This window comes from Salinarimonas chemoclinalis, assembly GCF_041514305.1.
GTDB lineage: Bacteria > Pseudomonadota > Alphaproteobacteria > Rhizobiales > Beijerinckiaceae > Salinarimonas > Salinarimonas chemoclinalis.
The window spans coordinates 23,907-41,595 of sequence record NZ_JBGMWH010000027.1; the positions used below are offsets into that span (position 1 = coordinate 23,907).

Consider the following 17,689-nt stretch of genomic DNA (forward strand, 5'->3'; position numbering starts at 1 on the left):
GGGGAGCGGCATGACGACCATCACCGACACTCCGCGCAGGACGACGACGCTGATCGCGACCGCCGACCGGCCCGCGCCGAAGCCCGAGCCGCAGGCCGCTGCCTCCGGCTGCCACGGCGGCGCCGAGACGATGCGCGCCGCCGCCCGCGCCGCCGGGCTGAACGAGACGCTCGAGCAATACGCGCAGGATTACCCCAAGGGCCCGCACGACCAGCCGCAGTCGATGTGCCCGGCCTTCGGCTCGTTGCGGGTGGGCCTGCGCATGCGCCGCACGGCAACCATCCTCTCGGGCTCGGCCTGCTGCGTCTACGGCCTGACCTTCACCTCGCACTTCTACGGCGCGAAGCGCACGGTCGGCTACGTGCCCTTCAACTCCGAGACGCTCGTCACCGGCAAGCTCTTCGAGGACATCCGCGACGCCGTGCACGACATGGCGGACCCGGCGCTCTACGACACGATCGTCGTCACCAATCTGTGCGTCCCCACCGCGTCCGGCGTGCCGCTGCGGCTCCTGCCGGACACGATCAACGGGGTGCGCATCATCGGCATCGACGTGCCGGGCTTCGGCGTGCCGACGCACGCGGAGGCCAAGGACGTGCTGGCCGGCGCGATGCTGAAGTTCGCCCGCTCCGAGGCCGAGCACGGCCCTGTCCAGGCGCCCCGCGGCGGCCGCTCCGAGCGCCCGACGGTGACGCTGCTCGGCGAGATGTTCCCGGTCGATCCCGTCACGATCGACGGGCTGCTGGCTCCGATGGGTCTCGCCGCCGGCCCGGTCGTCCCCACCCGCGAGTGGCGCGAGCTGTACGCCGCCCTCGACTGCGTGGCGGTGGCGGCGATCCACCCGTTCTACACGGCCTCGATCCGCGAGCTCGAGGCGGCGGGCCGCCCGGTCGTCGGCTCGGCGCCGGTCGGGCGCGAGGGTACCGCGGCCTGGCTCGAGGCGGTGGGCAAGGCGGCCGGCGTCGATCCCGAGCGGATCGAGGCGGCGAAGGCGGCCGCGCTGGGCGCCGTCGAGGCGGCCCTCGCGTCGAAGCCGATCGCGGGCAAGATCACGCTCTCGGGCTACGAGGGCTCGGAGCTGCTGGTGGCGCGCCTTCTCATCGAGAGCGGCGCCGAGGTCCCCTACGTCGGCACCGCCTGCCCCAGGACGAAGTGGGCGGAGGCGGACCGCGCCTGGCTCGAGGCCCGCGGCGTGACGGTACGCTTCCGCGCCTCGCTCGAGGACGATCTGGCGGCGATGCACTACCACCGCCCCGACCTCGCGGTGGGCACCACGCCGGTCGTGCAGAAGGCGAAGGCCGCGGGAATCCCGGCCCTCTACTTCACGAACCTCATCTCCGCGCGCCCGCTCATGGGCGCCGCCGGCGCGGGCTCGCTCGCCCAGGTCGTCAACGCCGCCATCGCCGGCAAGAGCCGCATGGACGGCATGAAGGCCTTCTTCGAGGGCGTGGGCGAGGGCGACACCGCGGGGATCTGGGAGGGCGAGCCGATCTCGCGGCCCGGCTACCGCGAGCGCTACGCCAAGCAGCGCGAGGCGCTCCAGCGCCAGCGCGCCAAGGCCGAAGCACCGACCGGGGAGATGATCTGATGCTCGTCCTCGATCACGACCGCGCCGGCGGCTACTGGGGCTCCGTCTACGTCTTCACGGCGATCAAGGGCCTGCAGGTCATCGTCGACGGCCCGGTGGGCTGCGAGAACCTGCCCGTCACCGCGGTGCTGCACTACACCGACGCGCTGCCCCCGCACGAGCTGCCGGTCGTCGTCACCGGGCTCGCCGAGGAGGAGCTCGGCCAGACGGGTACCGAGGGCGCCATGCGCCGCGCCCACGAGACGCTCGATCCGGACCTGCCCGCGGTCGTCGTCACGGGCTCGATCGCCGAGATGATCGGCGGCGGCGTCACGCCGGAAGGCACCAACATCAAGCGCTTCCTGCCGCGCACGATCGACGAGGACCAGTGGCAGAGCGCCAACCGCGCCATGCTCTGGCTCTGGCGCGAGTTCGGGCCGAAGAAGGTCAAGCCGGCCAAGCCGGTGGCGGAGGGCCAGAAGCCCAAGGTCAACATCGTCGGGCCGATCTACGGCACCTTCAACACCTGGTCGGACCTCGCCGAGATCCGCCGGCTGATCGAGGGCATCGGGGCGGAGGTCGCCATGACCTTCCCGCTCGGCTCCCACGTGGCCGACGTTCCCAAGCTCTCCGAGGCGCAGGTCAATGTCTGCCTGCACCGCGAGTACGGGCGGCTGCTCTGCGAGGCGCTGGAGCGGCCCTGGCTGATGGCCCCGATCGGGCTCAACGCCACGACCGCTTTCCTTCGGGCCCTGGGCGAGCAGCTCGGCCTCGACCCGGAGCCGTTCATCGCGCGCGAGAAGCACACCACGATCAAGCCGATCTGGGACCTCTGGCGCTCGGTGACGCAGGACTTCTTCGCCACCGCGTCCTTCGCGATCGTCGCCAACGAGACCTACGCGCGCGGCATCCGCCGCTTCCTCGAGGACGAGATGGGCCTGCCCTGCGCCTTCGCGGTGGAGCGCAAGCCCGGCGGAAAGACCGACAACGCCGAGGTGCGGCGCCTCTGCCACGAGAAGCCGCCGCTGGTGATGCTCGGCTCCTACAATGAGCGCATGTACCTCGCCGAGAAGGGCGGGCGCGCGGCCTTCATCCCCGCGAGCTTCCCGGGCGCCATCGTGCGCCGGCACACGGGCACGCCGTTCATGGGCTACGCGGGCGCGACCTACCTCGTGCAGGAGGTCTGCAACGCGCTCTTCGACGCGCTCTTCCACATCCTGCCGCTCGGCCAGGACCTCGACCGCGTCGAGGCCACGCCCTCGCGGCTCGAGCGCCCGCTCCCCTGGGAGCGCGAGGCCAAGCAGATGCTCGACCGGCTCGTCGAGGATCATCCCGTGCTCGTGCGCATCTCGGCGGCCAAGCGGCTGCGCGACCGTGCCGAGCGCGACGCCCGCCGCGCGGGCGAGGACACCGTCACCACCGAGAGGCTGGCCCACGCCCATGCCCGTCTCGGAGAAGGGGAGCTCGCATGACGATGACGCCCACGATCGACACCCACGCCCATCAGGCCTCCGATGCGGCGCGCCGCGAGGTCCTGGCGGCCCGCAAGGGCGACGCGCTGGAGTACCGGCTGATCCTGGCCGGGCTGCTCCCCGTCTTCCTGGTCATCGAGATCGTCTCCCGGCTCGCCCCCCGCGGGGCCGCCGCGGCCGGCGGACCCGCGCGACGCGGCTCGGTGTGGGAGGAGGCGAAGGCCGCCGCCTGCCGCGCCGTCCCGCTGGCCTTCATGGGCTGACGCGCCGCGATTCATCCAGGCCGGCGCGCCCGGCCCGACGGACGACGTCGGGCGGCCCGCGCACCGGCCGCAAGAATTCCGCCGACGTCTCGCGACGCCGACGGAGGCCTGCCGCGGGGTGCCCCGCGGCGTCCAGGGCCGCGGGGACTGATCGCGGCCGAAGCCGAAGACTCATGACCAGGAGGTAACAATGGCAGAGTCGACGACACCCGTCAGGGGCACGCTCACGGGCCTCACGGAAGGCGAAGCGAAGGAATTCCACTCGATCTTCATGTCGAGCTTCATCGCCTTCACCGTGATCGCCCTGATCGCCCACATCCTCGCGTGGATGTGGCGTCCCTGGCTCCCCGGCGCGGACGGCTATGCCGCGCTCGACGGCGCGACGCAGCTCGTCGCGTCCATCACCCCGATGATCGGGTAAGGAGGTCCATCATGTGGCGAGTTTGGCTGCTGTTCGATCCGCGTCGCACGCTGATCGCGCTGTTCACGTTCCTCTTCACCCTGGCGCTCCTGATCCACTTCATCCTGCTGTCCACCGACCGGTTCAACTGGCTCGAGGGACCGCGGGCGGCGGTGATGCTGGAGATGCCCCAGAACTCCCCGATGCCCGGCTGATGCCGGGCGAGGGAGCCGCTCCCTGAGCCGTCGCGAACGGGACGGGGTCGCCCCGCGATCCCGCCCCGTTCGCTGAACCCGCGCGCCGTCGCGCAGCGGTGCCACATGCTCGCACGCTCCCACGATGGGGGATCACCAAAATGTCCATGCTCAGCTTCGAGAAGAAGTATCGCGTCCGTGGCGGGACCCTGATCGGGGGAGATCTCTTCGATTTCTGGGTCGGTCCGTTCTACGTGGGCTTCTTCGGCGTCACGACGATATTCTTCTCCGTTCTCGGCACCGGGCTGATCGTCTACGGCGCCGCGATCGGTCCCACCTGGAACATCTGGCAGATCTCGATCGATCCGCCGGACCTCAGCTACGGCCTCGGCTTCGCTCCCTTGAAGGAGGGCGGGCTCTGGCAGCTCATCACCATCTGCGCGATCGGCGCGTTCGGGTCCTGGGTCGGCCGGCAGGCCGAGATCGCACGCAAGCTCGGCATGGGCTACCACGTGCCGGTCGCCTTCTCCGTCGCCGTCTTCGCCTACATCTCCCTCGTCGTGATCCGGCCGGTGCTGATGGGCGCCTGGGGCCATGGCTTCCCTTACGGTATTTTCAGCCATCTCGATTGGGTGTCGAACGTCGGCTACCAATACCTGCACTTCCACTACAATCCCGCGCACATGATCGCCGTGACGTTCTTCTTCACGACGACGCTCGCGCTCTCCATGCATGGCGGCCTGGTCCTCTCGGCGGCGAACCCCCCCAAGAACGACCGGGTGGTGAAGACGGCCGAGCACGAGAACACCTACTTCCGCGACATCATCGGCTGGTCGATCGGGACGCTGGGCATCCATCGCCTCGGCCTCTTCCTGGCGCTCTCCGCCGGATTCTGGAGCGCGGTGTGCATCATCATCTCCGGCCCCTTCTGGAGCCGCGGCTGGCCGGAATGGTGGGGCTGGTGGCTCAACCTTCCGATCTGGTCCTGAGCGAGGAGGTCGCGACATGGCCGACTATCAGAACATCTTCACACAGGTCCAGGTGCGCGGCCCCGCCTACGCGGGCGTGCCGATCGCGCGGGGGCCGTGGGTCCGGTCGAACAAGCCGGGCTTCGTCCACCTGCTCGGGCGCATCGGCGACGCGCAGGTGGGGCCGGTCTACCTCGGCTGGCTCGGACTCGCCTCGCTCCTGTGCGGCTTCATCGCCATCGAGATCATCGGGCTCAACATGTGGGCCTCGGTGAACTGGGATCCGATCGAGTTCGTGCGGCAACTGCCCTGGCTCGCCCTCGAGCCGCCGCCGCCTGCCTACGGCCTGTCGCTGCCGCCGCTCAACGAAGGCGGGTGGTGGCTGCTCGCGGGCTTCTTCCTCACCGCCTCGATCCTGCTCTGGTGGCTGCGCGTCTACCGGCGCGCGCGCATGCTCGGCATGGGCACGCACATCGCCTGGGCCTTCGCGGCGGCGATCTGGCTCTACCTCGTGCTCGGCTTCATCCGCCCGATCATGATGGGCTCCTGGGGCGAGGCGGTGCCCTTCGGCATCTTCCCGCACCTCGATTGGACCGCCGCCTTCTCGATCCGCTACGGGAACCTGTTCTACAACCCGTTCCACGCGCTCTCGATCGTGTTCCTCTACGGCTCGACGCTGCTCTTCGCCATGCACGGCGCCACCGTGCTCGCGACGACGCGCTACGGCGCGGAGCACGAGGTCGAGCAGATCGTCGACCGCGGCACCGCCTTCGAGCGCGGCGGCCTGTTCTGGCGCTGGACCATGGGCTTCTGCGCCACCGCCGAGTCGATCCATCGCTGGGCCTGGTGGTTCGCCGTCCTCACGCCGATCACCGGCGGCATCGGCATCCTGCTCACGGGCACGGTCGTCGACAACTGGTACCTGTGGGCCGTGAAGCACGGCGTCGCGCCGCCGACCCCGGTGGCCTATCCCGTCCTGCCCGACCCGGCGAGCCTGATCGGAGGTGCGCAATGAACGACAAGACCGCATGGAGCAACTTCTGGCTCGGCCTCGGAGGCGCTGTCGCCGCCGTGGTCGGCGTCGGGATCGTCTCCACCTTCGAATGGCCCGACACCGAGTCCGTCCAGACCGGCTATCGCGGCAACGGCATGGTGCAGGTCTACAACCAGGTGGCCCTCGCCAACCAGGTCGCGCAGACCCAGTTTCCCGAGCCCGAGCCGGTTGACGAGCCCTTCGGCATCCCCGCCTCGGAGTTCTACGAGAACGTCCAGGTCCTCGGCCATCTCGACATCGCCGACTTCAACCGGCTGATGGTCGCGATCACGAGCTGGGTCGCGCCCGAGGAGCAGGGCTGCCTGTACTGCCACGCGGAGGGTGAGGAGCTGTCGTCCGACAGCCTCTACACCAAGCGCGTGGCGCGGCGCATGATCACGATGAACATGACCGTCAACCAGGAGTGGGATGCGCACGTCGGCGACACCGGCGTGACCTGCTACACCTGCCATCGCGGCCAGCCCGTGCCGGCGGAGATCTGGTTCGCGGATCCGGGCCAGTGGCGCGGCACCGGCATCGTGGGCAACCCCGCCGGTCAGAACATCGCGGCGCCCGCGGCGGGGCTCGCGTCGCTGCCGCTCGACCCGTTCTCGCCCTACCTGGAGGCGGAGCCGGCCAACATCCGGGTGGCGGGCGACACCGCCCTGCCCACCGGCAACCGCACGTCGATCAAGCAGACCGAGTGGACCTATTCGCTCATGATGCACATGTCGACGTCGCTGGGGGTGAACTGCACCTTCTGCCACAATAGCCGATCGTTCTCGGACTGGGAGCAGAGCCCGCCGCAGCGCACCAACGCCTGGCACGGGCTGCGGATGGTCTCCTCGCTCAACGAGACCTACCTCGAGCCGCTCCAGCCGGAGTACCCGGCGATCCGGCTCGGACCGACCGGGGACGCGCCCAAGGTGAACTGCGCGACGTGCCACCAGGGTGCCTACAAGCCCCTGTACGGCTACTCGATGATCGGCGACTATCCCTCGCTCGCGGCCTACGGCCCGCCGGAGATGCAGGACCCGCCGATGGCCATGCCCGCCGCGGACGGAACCGGCGGAGAGGCGGCGCCCGCGACCAGCCAGTGAGCGACGACGCACGAGAAGGGGGACCGCGGCATGATCATGACCATCGTCGACAGCGGCGGAAAGCTGCCGAAGGGTGCCGCCGCCGCGGTCTTCGCGATGCTCGCCTACGTGGCCGCGGCGAGCATCGTCGCCGGGCTCGGCGACCTCGGGGCGGGGCTCCTCGTCCTCGTGATGGGGGCGGTCGCCGTCGGCGTCGTCGACTACGTGATGTGGCGCGATCTCTCCCTCGACGGGGAGAACCTCTCCCGGGACGGGCGGAGCGCGGGGGAGGGGGCGCGTCTCGGCTCCTACGTGCTCGCCGGTCCGGAGGGGCCGGGCTCGCCCGAGATGCCGGCCGCGATCCTGCCGTTCCACCCCGTGCGCACCGAAACGGCGCCGGCCGAGGCCGCGCCGGCGCCGGTTCCTTCGTCGCCCCCTGCCGAGCCGTCGCGGGAGGCCGCCGCGACGGAATCCGTCGACGTCGTGCCGATCGCCGCGTCGATCGCGCACGCCGCACCCGCGGCCCCGCCCGCCGAGACGCCCGCCGAGACGCCCGCCGCCGCGCCGGTGCCGGCGGCGGGGGCTGCCGAGGTGCAGGCCGACACGGTCGGCACGCGCCCGCCGACGCTCGACGCCCCCCGGGGAACGGCCGACGATCTCAAGCGGATCAACGGCATCGGCCCTGCCAACGAGAAGAAGCTCAACGCGCTCGGCATTCATCACTTCGACCAGATCGCCGCGTGGGACGAGGCGCAGGTGCGTTGGGTCGGCACCTACCTCGCGTTTCCCGGCCGGATCGAGCGCGAGCGCTGGGTCGCCCAGGCCCGCACGCTCGCCGGGATCTCGGCGGACCGGCCGGCGGAGCAGAACGCGCCCGCCTGACGGCGCCCGTCCCGCCCCATCGGGGCGGGGACGATCCGCGTCAGCGGATCAGGGGCGGGGTCCCGCGGCTCGACGTGTCGAATCACCGCTCCGCCGGACCACCTGCCGGCGCACCCCTCGGTCTCGTCGGCTGCGCCGCCGAACCACCTCCCCCGATAGAGGAGGAGCGCTCTACCGGGCGCGACGCTCCGGGCGGAAGGTCACCTTGATGCCGCCGGACTTCTCGGTGAGCGAGACCTCCTCCAGGAAGCCGATCGTGCCGTCCGGCTTGAGGCCGCGCAGCTGCGCGCGGATACGCGGCGCCTCGCTCTCCTCCTCGTCGATGTCGAACAGGTAGTAGGCGGCGCGGTGCGTGATCGTGCCGCCGCGCGAGGAGGCCGACGGCGCGCCGACCACCGGCACGGGACCGTGCGGCCCGGGTATGGTCGCGACCGAGCCGATGTGGTTGTGGCCGTGCAGCACGAGCTCGGCGCCGGTGCGGGCGATCATCGCCTCGAAGCGCTTGGCGTCGGTGAGGTTGCGGCCGGCCGAGGCGCCGGCCACGTGGGGCGGGTGGTGGATCATCACCACGCGCACGAAGCTCTCCGCGCCGAGTTGCGCGAGGATCCGCTCGGTGGCCTCCATCTGGCGCCGGCCCATGCGTCCGCTCGCGACGAAGGGGGCGGTGGGGATCGCCGAGGACAGGCCGACGAGTGCCACGTGCCCGCGCCGGCGCACGTAGGGAAACGTGCCCAGCGCCCCGTCGTCGTCCTCCGTCCACGGCCCGCAGACCGCGAGCAGACCCTCGAGCGCGCCCTCGATGTAGGCGTCGTGGTTGCCCGGCACGAAGCTCACCCGGTCCGGCGGACCGAGCCCCTCCAGGAAGACGCGCGCCGTCGACCATTCCTCGGGCAGGCCGATGTTGGCGACGTCGCCCGTGCAGGCGATGTGGTGAGGCTCCTGCTCGTGCATGTCCGACACGAGCGCGGCGAGCAGCTCCATGTCGTGTGCCTTCGTGCGCCCCGAGTGCCAGTTGAAGAAGCCGGTGAGCCGCTTGTTCAGCAGCTCCCGGAGCCGGGGGCGGGGCAGGGGACCGACATGGGGGTCCGTGAGGTGGGCGATCCGGAACATCGGGTATCGAAACGTCTCCGCGCGCGGGAGAGTTCGCCCCTCGCGGCCCGAAGGTCAACCTCGACCCTCGTCGGGAGGTGCGAACCGGCTCCCCGCGCAATCTCGTGGTGCGTCGGTCAGGCCTGGTCGGGGTCGGGCTTCTGCATCCACTTGATCAGGGGCAGGACGGGCACGACCCAGACGAGGCCGAGCACCATGTAGGCCAGCGCCTGCGCGATGCCGGGCAGTTCCGCGATGCGGCTGTCGGCGAGCGTCATGGCGATCGGACCGTAGACCATCACGAAGAGAATGATGACGATCGTGCCGACGAGCTTGCGCGTGCGCTGGGTCATGAGTGGCTTCCGAAGGGCCGGTCCCGTCGCGGGTGCGGCGATGCGGGGTCTGGCGGGGCGGCGTTCGAGCCTCTATGTCCGCCGCGAGCCGAGGGATCAAGCGCGCGGACTGACGCGGGCCGCGCGCGTTCGAACGAGCGACGGATGGCGATGAGCACGCTGGCGGTAGAGACGAGCCGATCCACCGGGGAGCCCGCCGGCGCGGCGGCGAGCCCCCGCCTCGCCGCCGCGGTGCGGACCTGGGTGTGGACGTTGGTTCTGCTCGTGATCGCCATGGTGGCGGTCGGCGGCGCGACCCGGCTGACGGGCTCGGGCCTCTCGATCACCGAGTGGAAGCCCGTGACCGGCGCGATCCCGCCGCTCTCGCAGGCCGCGTGGCTGGCCGAGTTCGAGAAGTACCGGCAGATCGACCAGTACCGCCTGCTCAACGCCGGCATGAGCCTGGCCGAGTTCCAGGTGATCTACTGGTGGGAGTGGGGCCATCGCCAGCTCGGGCGGCTGCTCGGGCTGGTGTTCTTCATTCCGCTCGTCTTCTTCTGGCTGAAGGGCGCGGTATCGACGCGCCTCGCCGCGGGGCTGCTGTTCATCGGCGCGCTCGGCGGCCTGCAGGCGACGGTGGGCTGGATCATGGTGGCGTCCGGCCTCGAACCCGGCATGACGGCGGTTGCGCCGATCAAGCTCACCACGCACCTCACCATCGCGACCCTCATCCTCGGGCTCCTGGCTTGGGTCGCAACGGGGCTCTCGGTACGCGAGCGCGCGCCGGTCGCGCCCGCGGTGGCGCGGGGCGCGCGGATCCTCGTCGCGCTGCTGGTCTTCCAGATCGCGCTCGGCGGCCTCGTCGCCGGCTCGCGGGCGGGCTTCACCTTCAACACCTGGCCGCTGATGGACGGGGGCTTCGCCCCCTCGCTCGCCACCCTGTTCGCGGTCGAACCCTTCGTCGAGAACTTCGTCGACAACGTCGCGCTGGTGCAGCTCAACCACCGCCTCGTCGCCTACGCACTTCTCGCCTTCGCGGTCTGGCACGCGCTCGCCGCCTGGCGGGCGGACCCCGGCGGGGCGGCGGCGAGGCGGGCGGTGGCGCTCGCGGGGCTGACGACCGCGCAGGCGGCGCTCGGCGTCGTGACGCTGCTCCTCGTCGTGCCGCTCTGGGCCGGCCTCGCGCACCAGGTACTGGCGATGCTCATCCTCGTCATGGCGGTCGTGCACCTGCGCGCCGCCCGCGACGCTCCGGCCGCGCGCGCCTGATCAGGCGGGCGGGCGTGAGGGCTTGCGGTCGAGGATCGTGCGCCCGAACAGGCTCGCCGCGAGCTCCGTCATCAGCCGCGCGCTCTTGCCGCGGTCGTCGAGGTAGGGGTTGAGCTCGACGAGGTCGACCGAGCGCAGGAGCCCGCTCTCGTTGATCAGCTCCATCACGAGATGCGCCTCGCGATAGGTCGCGCCCCCCGGCACGGTGGTGCCGACGCCCGGTGCCAGATCGGGGTCGAGGAAGTCGACGTCGAGCGAGACGTGCAGGTGGGTGCGCGCCGGATCGAGGCTCGCCAGGAAGTCGCGCATCAGCGCGGCCGCGCCGAACTCGTCGATGACGCGCATGTCCGAGACGGTGACGCCCTTCGCGTCGACGATCCGCCGTTCCTTGGCGTCGATCGAGCGCAGGCCGAAGATGTGGACCCGCGTCGGATCGACCGTCGTGATGTCGTCCATGAGCGGCGCGAGCGACGGCTCGCCGGTGAGGTAGGCGAGCGACATGCCGTGCATGTTGCCCGACGGCGAGGTCTCGGGCGTGTTGAAGTCCGCGTGCGCGTCGAGCCACAGCACGACGAGGTCGCGCCCCTCCTCCTGCGCGATGCGCGCCGCCGCCGCGATCGAGCCCATCGCCAGCGCGTGGTCGCCGCCGAGGAACACGGGAACGCCGCCGCGCTTCATCAGCGCGTAGCCGCGGTCGTGGATCGCGCGCGTCCAGCCGGCCACCTCGCGCGCGTTGCGGCAGGTCTCGACGAGCGGCTTGAGCGCCGTCTCCCCGCCGACCGGGCGCGGCGGGGGGATGTCGCCGTCGTCGCGCACGCCGTGGCCGAGATCGCGCAGCGCCTCGACGAGCCCCGCGGCCCGATAGGCGGCCGGCCCCATCGAGCAGCCGCGCACGCCCGCCCCCGCCTCCATCGGCACGCCGACGAGGGTGATCTCCGTGCGGGCGGCCCCGCTCGCGCCGAGCGCCTGGATCATGACCTTGCTCCGAATGGTGCTGGCGACGAGCCACGCCCGCGCCGCCGTCGGTGTGATATCCGCCTTGCGCCGCGAGCGCCACCGGCGTCGTGCTCCCTCCATCGTGGATACGAGACGAAGATCGGCATCCGTCGGAAATCTCCCTTGAGGTGAATGCCGTGCGCCGACCGTCTCTCCTCACCACGAGGGCTAGTCGATTCACACATCTGCGGCTCATCGCGCCGAAGCATGGATCCTGCGACGCGTGGTAGAAGCGTCGTCCTTCCCTGTAGGGGAAGGTGGCGCCGCGCGCAGCGCGGTGACGGATGGGGCGCGGCGCGTAGCGACGCGTTCCGCGAAGCGGAAGCCACCGTATCCGCTGCCGCCGTCGCTCTTCGGCTTCGCCGAACGCGCGTGCCGCGCGCCCCATCCGTCTCGCCGCTGCGCGGCGAGCCACCTTCCCCTACAGGGAAGGACAGGGGGTGCCGACGTCCTGCGGCAATCTCCCCGGCGCAGGTCGTCAAGGGCCGGGCCAGGCTCAGGAGATGTGTGCATCGACTAGCCACGAGGGAGAGGGGCGGGGGTGGGGGGCGTGCAGAACCCCCTCGACGCGAATGTACCGCTCCTACCTCGCCGTCGGCAGAAGGTCCTCGCCCCGTTGCGAGCTCGTGGCCGGCAGCCCCCTCGGCATCGGCGCGAGCGCATCATCCTGCACGCCCCCCACCCCGGCCCCTCCCCACGAGGGGAGGGGAGACCCTCGGCGGCTTGCATCTATGTATCGCTTCCCGTCGCCACTGTTGAATGATCCGAGCTGCGCAGGGCTGGCGCGTTGCCGCGATGTGTTTGGCGATCCTGCGCTCGTCCACCCCGTCGACAAACGCCCGGCGATGACGCACATAGCGTCCACCACCCGCCCTCCAACCGACCCGCACCGCATGAAGCCGTCCCGCACCGCCGCCCTCGCCGATCGCCTGAGCTTCGGGCGCTTCGGGCAGCGTGGGACCGCGGGCGCGGCGATCCCGGCGCAGGTGGCGTTCGAGGACGTGCACGTCGACTACGGCGTCACCCGCGCCCTCGACGGCGTGAGCCTCAGCGTCGAGCCGGGCGAGCTCGTCTGCCTGCTCGGCCATTCCGGCTGCGGCAAGACGACGCTGCTGCGGGTCGCCGCCGGCATCGAGCGGCCCACGCGAGGGCGCGTGCTGCTCGACGGGCGGGAGGTCAGCGGCGAGGCGACCTGGGTGCCGCCGGAGGCGCGGGGCGTGGGCCTGATGTTCCAGGACTACGCGCTCTTCCCGCACATGACGATCCTCGACAACGTGCTGTTCGGCCTCAAGGCCCTGCCCAGGGTCGACGCGCTGGCCGCAGCCTCGCGGGCGCTCTCGCGGGTGGGGCTCGAGCGGCTTGCGGGCGAGCACCCCCACGTGCTCTCGGGCGGCGAGCAGCAGCGCGTCGCCCTCGCCCGCGCCATCGCGCCGCGTCCGGGCGTGCTCTTGATGGACGAGCCGTTCTCCAACCTCGACCGGCGCCTGCGCGACCGCATCCGCGAGGAGACGGTGGCGATCCTGCGCGAGACCGGGGCCACCACCATCGTCGTCACCCACGACCCGGAGGAGGCGATGCGCATCGCCGATCGCATCGTGCTGATGCGCGCGGGCCGCGTGGTGCAGGAGGGACCGGCCGAGGCGATCTACCGCCGGCCGGCGGACCTGTTCGCGGCGCGCTTCTTCTGCGACTTCAACGAGGTCGAAGGCACGGTGCGGCGCGGGCGGGTCGAGACGCCGCTCGGCGCCTTCCCCGCGCCCGGCCTGACGGAGGGGGAGGGGGCCATCGTGTGCGTGCGCCCGCAGGCGATCCGGCTGCGGGCGCCCGGCTTCTGCCTTCCGGGACGGATCGTCGCGCGCCGCTTCCTCGGCGAGGTCGACCTCGTCCACGTGGCCGTCCAGGGCCTCGACGCGCCCTTGCAGGCGCGCTGCCGCGAGAGCTGGGAACCGGGGGAGGGGGAGGACGTGGGAATCGACGTCGACCCGGCCGAAGTTCTTGTTTTCGCCACGGCCCGCCACTAGGTTGGGCGCGGTTGGATTAGGTGGCGCCGCGGGCCGGCGCTGGAGGAAACGCTCATGACCCCGAGCTTGTGGCAAATCATCGTCGTCGGCCTGCTCGTCGTGCTCCTGTTCGGGCGCGGCAAGATCTCTGCGATGATGGGCGACGTCGCCCAGGGCATCAAGGCCTTCAAGAAGGGCATGTCCGAGGACGAGAGCGAGGCGGCCCGCGCGGAAGCCAAGGAGCCCGCGCGCTCCATCGAGCATCAGCCGGGCCATGCGGCGCCGAGCGCCCAGAACGCGAACGCCAACAAGGCCGGCTGAGGGCCGCGCCGGACGCTCCGCCCGCCGGGAGCGGGGCGTGCCGCATGACGCGGGCCCGTGCGTGCCGCGACTGCGAGGCTCGAGGGTGCCATGTTCGATCTGAGCTGGGGCGAGATGCTGCTGGTCGGCGCGGTGGCGCTGATCGTGATCGGCCCCAAGGACCTGCCCCGCACCCTGCGCGCCCTCGGCCAGGTGGTCGGCAAGGTGCGCCGCATGGCGTCCGAGTTCCAGGGCCAGTTCAACCAGGCGATCCGCGAGGCGGAGCTCGACCAGGTCCGCAAGGAGGTCGAGGGCATGGGACGTGCCGCGAAGGCGGGGCTCGACCCGGCCAAGGCGGCGCGCGACGAGCTCAAGCGGGCGGTGGAGGGCGGCAGCCCAGCCAAGCCGGCGGCGAGCAGGCCCGGCACGGCGGGGCCGAACCTCGCCAAGGAGCCGGGCAGGGACCCCGCTGGCGGCGCGGACGCGAAAGCCTCGGTCGTGCGGTCTCGCGAGGGCGAGGTCTCCTTCGGCGAGCCCTCCGACACCGCGGCCGCGCGCCCGGATCCGACTCCGAAATCCGCGGTGGCGACCGACGATCCCGGGGCGAAGGCGGCGCCCGCCGCGGCCCCCGCTCCCGCGCCGCAGCCGATCCCCGTCGCGGGCGTCGCGCCGGCCGAGAAGGAAGAGGTCAAGCCGTGACGATCTCGGTCGACCCCGACGACATCGAGGCGTCGCGCGCCCCCCTGATCGAGCACCTCATCGAGCTGCGCCAGCGCCTGATCCGCTCGATGATCGCCTTCGTGGTGCTGTTCGCGGCCTCGTTCGGCTTCGCGAAGTACATCTACAACATCCTCGTCCAGCCCTACGTGAACGCGGTGGGCTCGCCGGAGCTCGCGCGGCTCGTCTACACGCACGGGCTCGAGTACCTGTTCACGCAGCTGCAGGTGGCGTTCTTCGGCGCCGCCTTCCTGGCCTTCCCGATCATCGCCACGCAGATCTACAAGTTCGTCGCGCCGGGCCTCTACAAGAACGAGCGCCAGGCCTTCCTGCCCTACCTCGTGGCGACGCCGGTCCTGTTCGCGCTGGGCGCGATGGTGGTCTACTTCGTGGCGATGCCGCTGTTGATGGCCTTCTCGGTCGGCATGCAGCAGACCGCCACGGAGGGCGTGCCGACGATCGAGTTCCTGCCCAAGGTGAGCGAGTACCTCTCGCTGATCATGACGCTGATCTTCGCCTTCGGCATCTGCTTCCAGCTGCCGGTGGTGCTCACCCTGCTGGCGCGGGCCGGTATCATCGATTCGGCCTACCTCAAGGACAAGCGCAAGTACGCGATCGTGCTCGTGTTCATCGTCGCGGCGCTGTTCACGCCCCCCGACATCATCAGCCAGTTCGCCCTTGCGATCCCGACCCTGCTTCTCTACGAGCTGTCCATCTTCGCGGTGAAGATGGCCGAGAAGAAGCGTGCGGAAGCCGAGGCCGCACGCGACGCGGCGAACGAGTGAGGCGTCCTCGATCCGGCGCCGCGCACCAGACCCGGCACCGGCTCGAGAGACATGCACGACATCCGCGCCATCCGCGAGAACCCGGCCGCCTTCGACGAGGGCCTGCGCAAGCGCGGGCTCCCGCCCCAATCCGCCGCGCTGCTCGCCCTCGACGACCGCCGCAAGGGCGTCATCGCCGAGGCGCAGGCCGCGCAGGAGCGCCGCAACGGCCTCTCCAAGGAGATCGGCGGCGCCAAGAAGGCGGGCGACGAGGCGCGCGCGCAGGCGCTGATGGCCGAGGTCGCGGGGCTGAAGGAGCGCCTCGGCGACCTAGAGGCCGCCGAGAAGGAGGCCGTCGAGGAGCTGGAGACGGCGCTCGCCGGCCTCCCCAACCTCCCCGCCGCGGACGTGCCGGAGGGCCCCGACGAGAGCGCCAACGTCGAGCGGTCCACCTGGGGCACGCCCCGCCGCTCGAATTCGGCGCGCGAGCACTACGAGCTCGGCGAGGCCATGGGGCTGATGGACTTCGAGACCGCGGCGAAGCTGTCGGGCTCGCGCTTCGTGGTGCTGAAGGGCCAGCTCGCCCGGCTGGAGCGGGCGCTCGGGCAGTTCATGATCGACCTGCACACGCGCGAGCACGGCTACACGGAGGTGTCGCCGCCGCTGATGGTGCGCGACGAGGCTATGCGCGGAACCGCGCAGCTGCCGAAATTCTTCGAGGATCAGTTTCTCGCTCAACGTACGACATCGCGCTCCGACCTCTTGCACGATGCTCTGGGGTACGCATCGGGAGATGACCTGAAGGCGCTCATCGACGGGCGGCTCACTCTACGCGAGGTCGTAGATCGCGCGATCGAGCGCGCGCCGACGAAGGAGGAGTTCTGGCTCATCCCCACCGCCGAGGTCCCCCTCACCAACCTCGTGCGCGAGCAGATCCTCCCCGAGGACGGGCTGCCGCTGCGCTTCACCGCGCTCACCCCCTCCTTCCGCGCCGAGGCGGGCGCGGCGGGGCGGGACACGCGCGGCATGCTGCGCCAGCACCAGTTCTGGAAGTGCGAGCTCGTCTCGATCACGATGCCCGAGCAGTCGAGCGACGAGCACGAGCGCATGCTCGGCTGCGCCGAGGCGGTGCTGCGCGCGCTCGAACTGCCCTACCGCGTGGTGACGCTGTGCTCGGGCGACATGGGCTTCTCCGCGCGCAAGACGTACGACATCGAGGTCTGGCTGCCGGGGCAGGACACATACCGCGAGATCTCGTCCTGCTCGAATTGCGGGGACTTCCAGGCCCGGCGCATGCAGGCGCGCTTCCGGCGCGACGGCAAGCCGCACTTCGTCCACACCCTCAACGGGTCCGGCGTGGCGGTGGGCCGCGCGATGATCGCCGTGATGGAGAACTACCAGAACGAGGATGGCTCGGTCACGGTCCCGTCGGCACTCGTGCCCTACATGGGCGGCATCACCCGAATCGAGAAGGCCTGAGAGCCGGGAAGGTCCCCCATGCGCATCCTCTGCACCAACGACGACGGCATCCACGCACCCGGCTTGAAGAGCCTCGAGAAGATCGCCCGGCAGCTCTCCGACGACGTGACGGTGGTGGCGCCGGAGACCGACCAGTCCGGCGTCTCGCACTCGCTCTCGCTCAACGACCCGCTGCGCCTGCGCGAGACGGCGGAGGGCCACTTCGCGGTGAAGGGCACGCCGACGGATTGCGTGATCATGGCGCTGCGCCACATCATGGCCGACCGCAAGCCGGACCTCGTCCTGTCGGGCGTCAACCGCGGCCAGAACGTCGCGGAGGACGTCTCCTACTCGGGCACGATCGCGGCGGCGATCGAGGGGACGATGCTCGGCGTGCGCTCGATCGCCCTCTCCCAGGCCTACGGCGCCGGCGGGCGCGGGGCGATCCAGTGGGGCTGCGCGGAGGCGCACGGGGCGGAGGTGGTGCGCAAGGTGCTCGGCCTCGATCTGCCGCGCCACACGCTCGTCAACATCAACTTTCCCGATTGCGCGCCCGAGAAGGTGGAGGGCGTCGCCGTCACCCACCAGGGCCTGCGCAACCAGGAACTCTTGAGCATCGACGAGCGGCGCGATGGGCGCGGCAACCCCTATTTCTGGATCGCCTTCGCCCGCGCCCCCTTCACGCCCGGCCACGGCTCCGACCTCTGGGCCATTGCCAACCGGCGCATCTCCGTGACGCCGCTCAAGCTCGATCTCACCGACGAACCGACGATGACGGCGCTCGCGCAGTTGTTCGACTGATCGACGGCGCGCGCGGCCCCGTCACGGGGCCGCGGGAGTTCCTGCGTGGGTCAGGCGCGGGCCTGCCCCGCCTGCGCACCGCCCAGCGCCTCGAACACCTTGGCG

General features: G+C 71.2%; 19 protein-coding genes. 16 read left to right on the plus strand and 3 right to left on the minus strand.

Annotated features, from left to right (window positions below; translation table 11 throughout):
- Positions 1-10 precede the first annotated feature (10 nt).
- The 9 genes from bchY (at position 11) to AB9M23_RS21710 (ending at position 7,858) form a co-directional block, all read left to right on the plus strand.
- Complete coding sequence (gene bchY, locus AB9M23_RS21670; RefSeq protein ID WP_372426750.1) at positions 11-1,588, plus strand: chlorophyllide a reductase subunit Y; 1,578 nt, start codon at positions 11-13, stop codon at positions 1,586-1,588.
- The gene (gene bchZ, locus AB9M23_RS21675) at positions 1,588-3,039 is read left to right on the plus strand and encodes a chlorophyllide a reductase subunit Z (RefSeq protein ID WP_372426751.1); all 1,452 of its coding nucleotides are present in this window, start codon (positions 1,588-1,590) and stop codon (positions 3,037-3,039) included. The genes bchY and bchZ overlap by 1 nt, the downstream gene beginning before the upstream one ends.
- Positions 3,036-3,302 carry a hypothetical protein gene (locus AB9M23_RS21680; protein ID WP_372426753.1) on the plus strand — a complete coding sequence of 89 codons (267 nt, stop codon included), beginning with the start codon at positions 3,036-3,038 and terminating at the stop codon, positions 3,300-3,302. Before bchZ ends, AB9M23_RS21680 begins: the two co-directional genes overlap by 4 nt.
- Positions 3,303-3,492: 190 nt before the next feature.
- Positions 3,493-3,723, plus strand: coding sequence for a light-harvesting antenna LH1, beta subunit (gene pufB, locus AB9M23_RS21685; protein WP_029031396.1), 231 nt, complete (start codon positions 3,493-3,495; stop codon positions 3,721-3,723).
- 11 nt (positions 3,724-3,734) lie between these two features.
- Entirely contained in the window at positions 3,735-3,917 is a 183-nt protein-coding gene (gene pufA / locus AB9M23_RS21690) for a light-harvesting antenna LH1, alpha subunit (RefSeq protein WP_372426755.1), read from the plus strand.
- 140 nt (positions 3,918-4,057) lie between these two features.
- A complete protein-coding gene (gene pufL / locus AB9M23_RS21695) occupies positions 4,058-4,885 on the plus strand; it encodes a photosynthetic reaction center subunit L (protein WP_372426756.1) in 828 nt (275 codons plus the stop codon).
- 16 nt (positions 4,886-4,901) lie between these two features.
- Complete coding sequence (gene pufM / locus AB9M23_RS21700) at positions 4,902-5,879, plus strand: photosynthetic reaction center subunit M (RefSeq protein WP_372426757.1); 978 nt, start codon at positions 4,902-4,904, stop codon at positions 5,877-5,879.
- Complete coding sequence (gene pufC, locus AB9M23_RS21705; RefSeq protein WP_372426758.1) at positions 5,876-6,997, plus strand: photosynthetic reaction center cytochrome PufC; 1,122 nt, start codon at positions 5,876-5,878, stop codon at positions 6,995-6,997. Before pufM ends, pufC begins: the two co-directional genes overlap by 4 nt.
- Before the next feature lie 30 nt (positions 6,998-7,027).
- A complete protein-coding gene (locus AB9M23_RS21710) occupies positions 7,028-7,858 on the plus strand; it encodes a helix-hairpin-helix domain-containing protein (protein WP_372426759.1) in 831 nt (276 codons plus the stop codon).
- A 171-nt stretch (positions 7,859-8,029) separates the two neighbouring features.
- On the opposite strand, the gene AB9M23_RS21715 is transcribed toward AB9M23_RS21710, so the two are convergent.
- Both AB9M23_RS21715 and AB9M23_RS21720 read right to left on the minus strand, forming a co-directional pair.
- Positions 8,030-8,968: a metallophosphoesterase family protein gene (locus AB9M23_RS21715; RefSeq protein ID WP_372426760.1), complete on the minus strand. Its 939-nt coding sequence runs from the start codon at positions 8,966-8,968 to the stop codon at positions 8,030-8,032.
- Between the two features lie 116 nt (positions 8,969-9,084).
- Complete coding sequence (locus AB9M23_RS21720; protein WP_372426761.1) at positions 9,085-9,300, minus strand: DUF2842 domain-containing protein; 216 nt, start codon at positions 9,298-9,300, stop codon at positions 9,085-9,087.
- A 150-nt stretch (positions 9,301-9,450) separates the two neighbouring features.
- Here AB9M23_RS21720 and AB9M23_RS21725 point away from each other — a divergent pair, with 150 nt between their 5' ends.
- Positions 9,451-10,548, plus strand: coding sequence for a COX15/CtaA family protein (locus AB9M23_RS21725; protein WP_372426770.1), 1,098 nt, complete (start codon positions 9,451-9,453; stop codon positions 10,546-10,548).
- Here AB9M23_RS21725 and rocF read toward each other — a convergent pair whose 3' ends face one another.
- On the minus strand, positions 10,549-11,523 hold the full coding sequence (gene rocF / locus AB9M23_RS21730) for an arginase (protein WP_372426762.1): 975 nt from the start codon (positions 11,521-11,523) through the stop codon (positions 10,549-10,551). It lies immediately after the preceding gene.
- Positions 11,524-12,437: 914 nt separating this feature from the next.
- Here rocF and AB9M23_RS21735 point away from each other — a divergent pair.
- The 6 genes from AB9M23_RS21735 to surE all read left to right on the plus strand — a co-directional run bounded on the left by AB9M23_RS21735 (position 12,438) and on the right by surE (position 17,584).
- A complete protein-coding gene (locus tag AB9M23_RS21735; RefSeq protein ID WP_372426763.1) occupies positions 12,438-13,565 on the plus strand; it encodes an ABC transporter ATP-binding protein in 1,128 nt (375 codons plus the stop codon).
- A 54-nt stretch (positions 13,566-13,619) separates the two neighbouring features.
- Positions 13,620-13,865 (plus strand): twin-arginine translocase TatA/TatE family subunit, encoded by a 246-nt coding sequence (locus tag AB9M23_RS21740; RefSeq protein WP_372426764.1) that lies wholly within the window; start codon positions 13,620-13,622, stop codon positions 13,863-13,865.
- Positions 13,866-13,955: 90 nt separating this feature from the next.
- The gene (gene tatB, locus AB9M23_RS21745; protein WP_372426765.1) at positions 13,956-14,543 is read left to right on the plus strand and encodes a Sec-independent protein translocase protein TatB; all 588 of its coding nucleotides are present in this window, start codon (positions 13,956-13,958) and stop codon (positions 14,541-14,543) included.
- Positions 14,540-15,346 carry a twin-arginine translocase subunit TatC gene (tatC, locus tag AB9M23_RS21750; protein WP_372426766.1) on the plus strand — a complete coding sequence of 269 codons (807 nt, stop codon included), beginning with the start codon at positions 14,540-14,542 and terminating at the stop codon, positions 15,344-15,346. The genes tatB and tatC overlap by 4 nt, the downstream gene beginning before the upstream one ends.
- Positions 15,347-15,397: 51 nt before the next feature.
- On the plus strand, positions 15,398-16,804 hold the full coding sequence (serS, locus tag AB9M23_RS21755; RefSeq protein WP_372426767.1) for a serine--tRNA ligase: 1,407 nt from the start codon (positions 15,398-15,400) through the stop codon (positions 16,802-16,804).
- Between the two features lie 18 nt (positions 16,805-16,822).
- Positions 16,823-17,584, plus strand: a complete 762-nt coding sequence (surE, locus tag AB9M23_RS21760; protein ID WP_372426768.1) for a 5'/3'-nucleotidase SurE — start codon at positions 16,823-16,825, stop codon at positions 17,582-17,584.
- Positions 17,585-17,689: the final 105 nt, after the last annotated feature.

Excerpts from the sequence above, each read along its gene's own strand:
- bchY (WP_372426750.1), top strand. The coding sequence starts at position 11 with ATGACGACCATCACCGACACTCCGCGCAGGACGACGACGCTGATCGCG.
- bchZ (WP_372426751.1), top strand. The coding sequence starts at position 1,588 with ATGCTCGTCCTCGATCACGACCGCGCCGGCGGCTACTGGGGCTCCGTC.
- AB9M23_RS21680 (WP_372426753.1), top strand. The coding sequence starts at position 3,036 with ATGACGATGACGCCCACGATCGACACCCACGCCCATCAGGCCTCCGAT.
- pufB (WP_029031396.1), top strand. The coding sequence starts at position 3,493 with ATGGCAGAGTCGACGACACCCGTCAGGGGCACGCTCACGGGCCTCACG.
- pufA (WP_372426755.1), top strand. The coding sequence starts at position 3,735 with ATGTGGCGAGTTTGGCTGCTGTTCGATCCGCGTCGCACGCTGATCGCG.
- pufL (WP_372426756.1), top strand. The coding sequence starts at position 4,058 with ATGTCCATGCTCAGCTTCGAGAAGAAGTATCGCGTCCGTGGCGGGACC.
- pufM (WP_372426757.1), top strand. The coding sequence starts at position 4,902 with ATGGCCGACTATCAGAACATCTTCACACAGGTCCAGGTGCGCGGCCCC.
- pufC (WP_372426758.1), top strand. The coding sequence starts at position 5,876 with ATGAACGACAAGACCGCATGGAGCAACTTCTGGCTCGGCCTCGGAGGC.
- AB9M23_RS21710 (WP_372426759.1), top strand. The coding sequence starts at position 7,028 with ATGATCATGACCATCGTCGACAGCGGCGGAAAGCTGCCGAAGGGTGCC.
- AB9M23_RS21715 (WP_372426760.1), bottom strand. The coding sequence starts at position 8,968 with ATGTTCCGGATCGCCCACCTCACGGACCCCCATGTCGGTCCCCTGCCC.
- AB9M23_RS21720 (WP_372426761.1), bottom strand. The coding sequence starts at position 9,300 with ATGACCCAGCGCACGCGCAAGCTCGTCGGCACGATCGTCATCATTCTC.
- AB9M23_RS21725 (WP_372426770.1), top strand. The coding sequence starts at position 9,451 with ATGAGCACGCTGGCGGTAGAGACGAGCCGATCCACCGGGGAGCCCGCC.
- rocF (WP_372426762.1), bottom strand. The coding sequence starts at position 11,523 with ATGATCCAGGCGCTCGGCGCGAGCGGGGCCGCCCGCACGGAGATCACC.
- AB9M23_RS21735 (WP_372426763.1), top strand. The coding sequence starts at position 12,438 with ATGAAGCCGTCCCGCACCGCCGCCCTCGCCGATCGCCTGAGCTTCGGG.
- AB9M23_RS21740 (WP_372426764.1), top strand. The coding sequence starts at position 13,620 with ATGACCCCGAGCTTGTGGCAAATCATCGTCGTCGGCCTGCTCGTCGTG.
- tatB (WP_372426765.1), top strand. The coding sequence starts at position 13,956 with ATGTTCGATCTGAGCTGGGGCGAGATGCTGCTGGTCGGCGCGGTGGCG.
- serS (WP_372426767.1), top strand. The coding sequence starts at position 15,398 with ATGCACGACATCCGCGCCATCCGCGAGAACCCGGCCGCCTTCGACGAG.
- surE (WP_372426768.1), top strand. The coding sequence starts at position 16,823 with ATGCGCATCCTCTGCACCAACGACGACGGCATCCACGCACCCGGCTTG.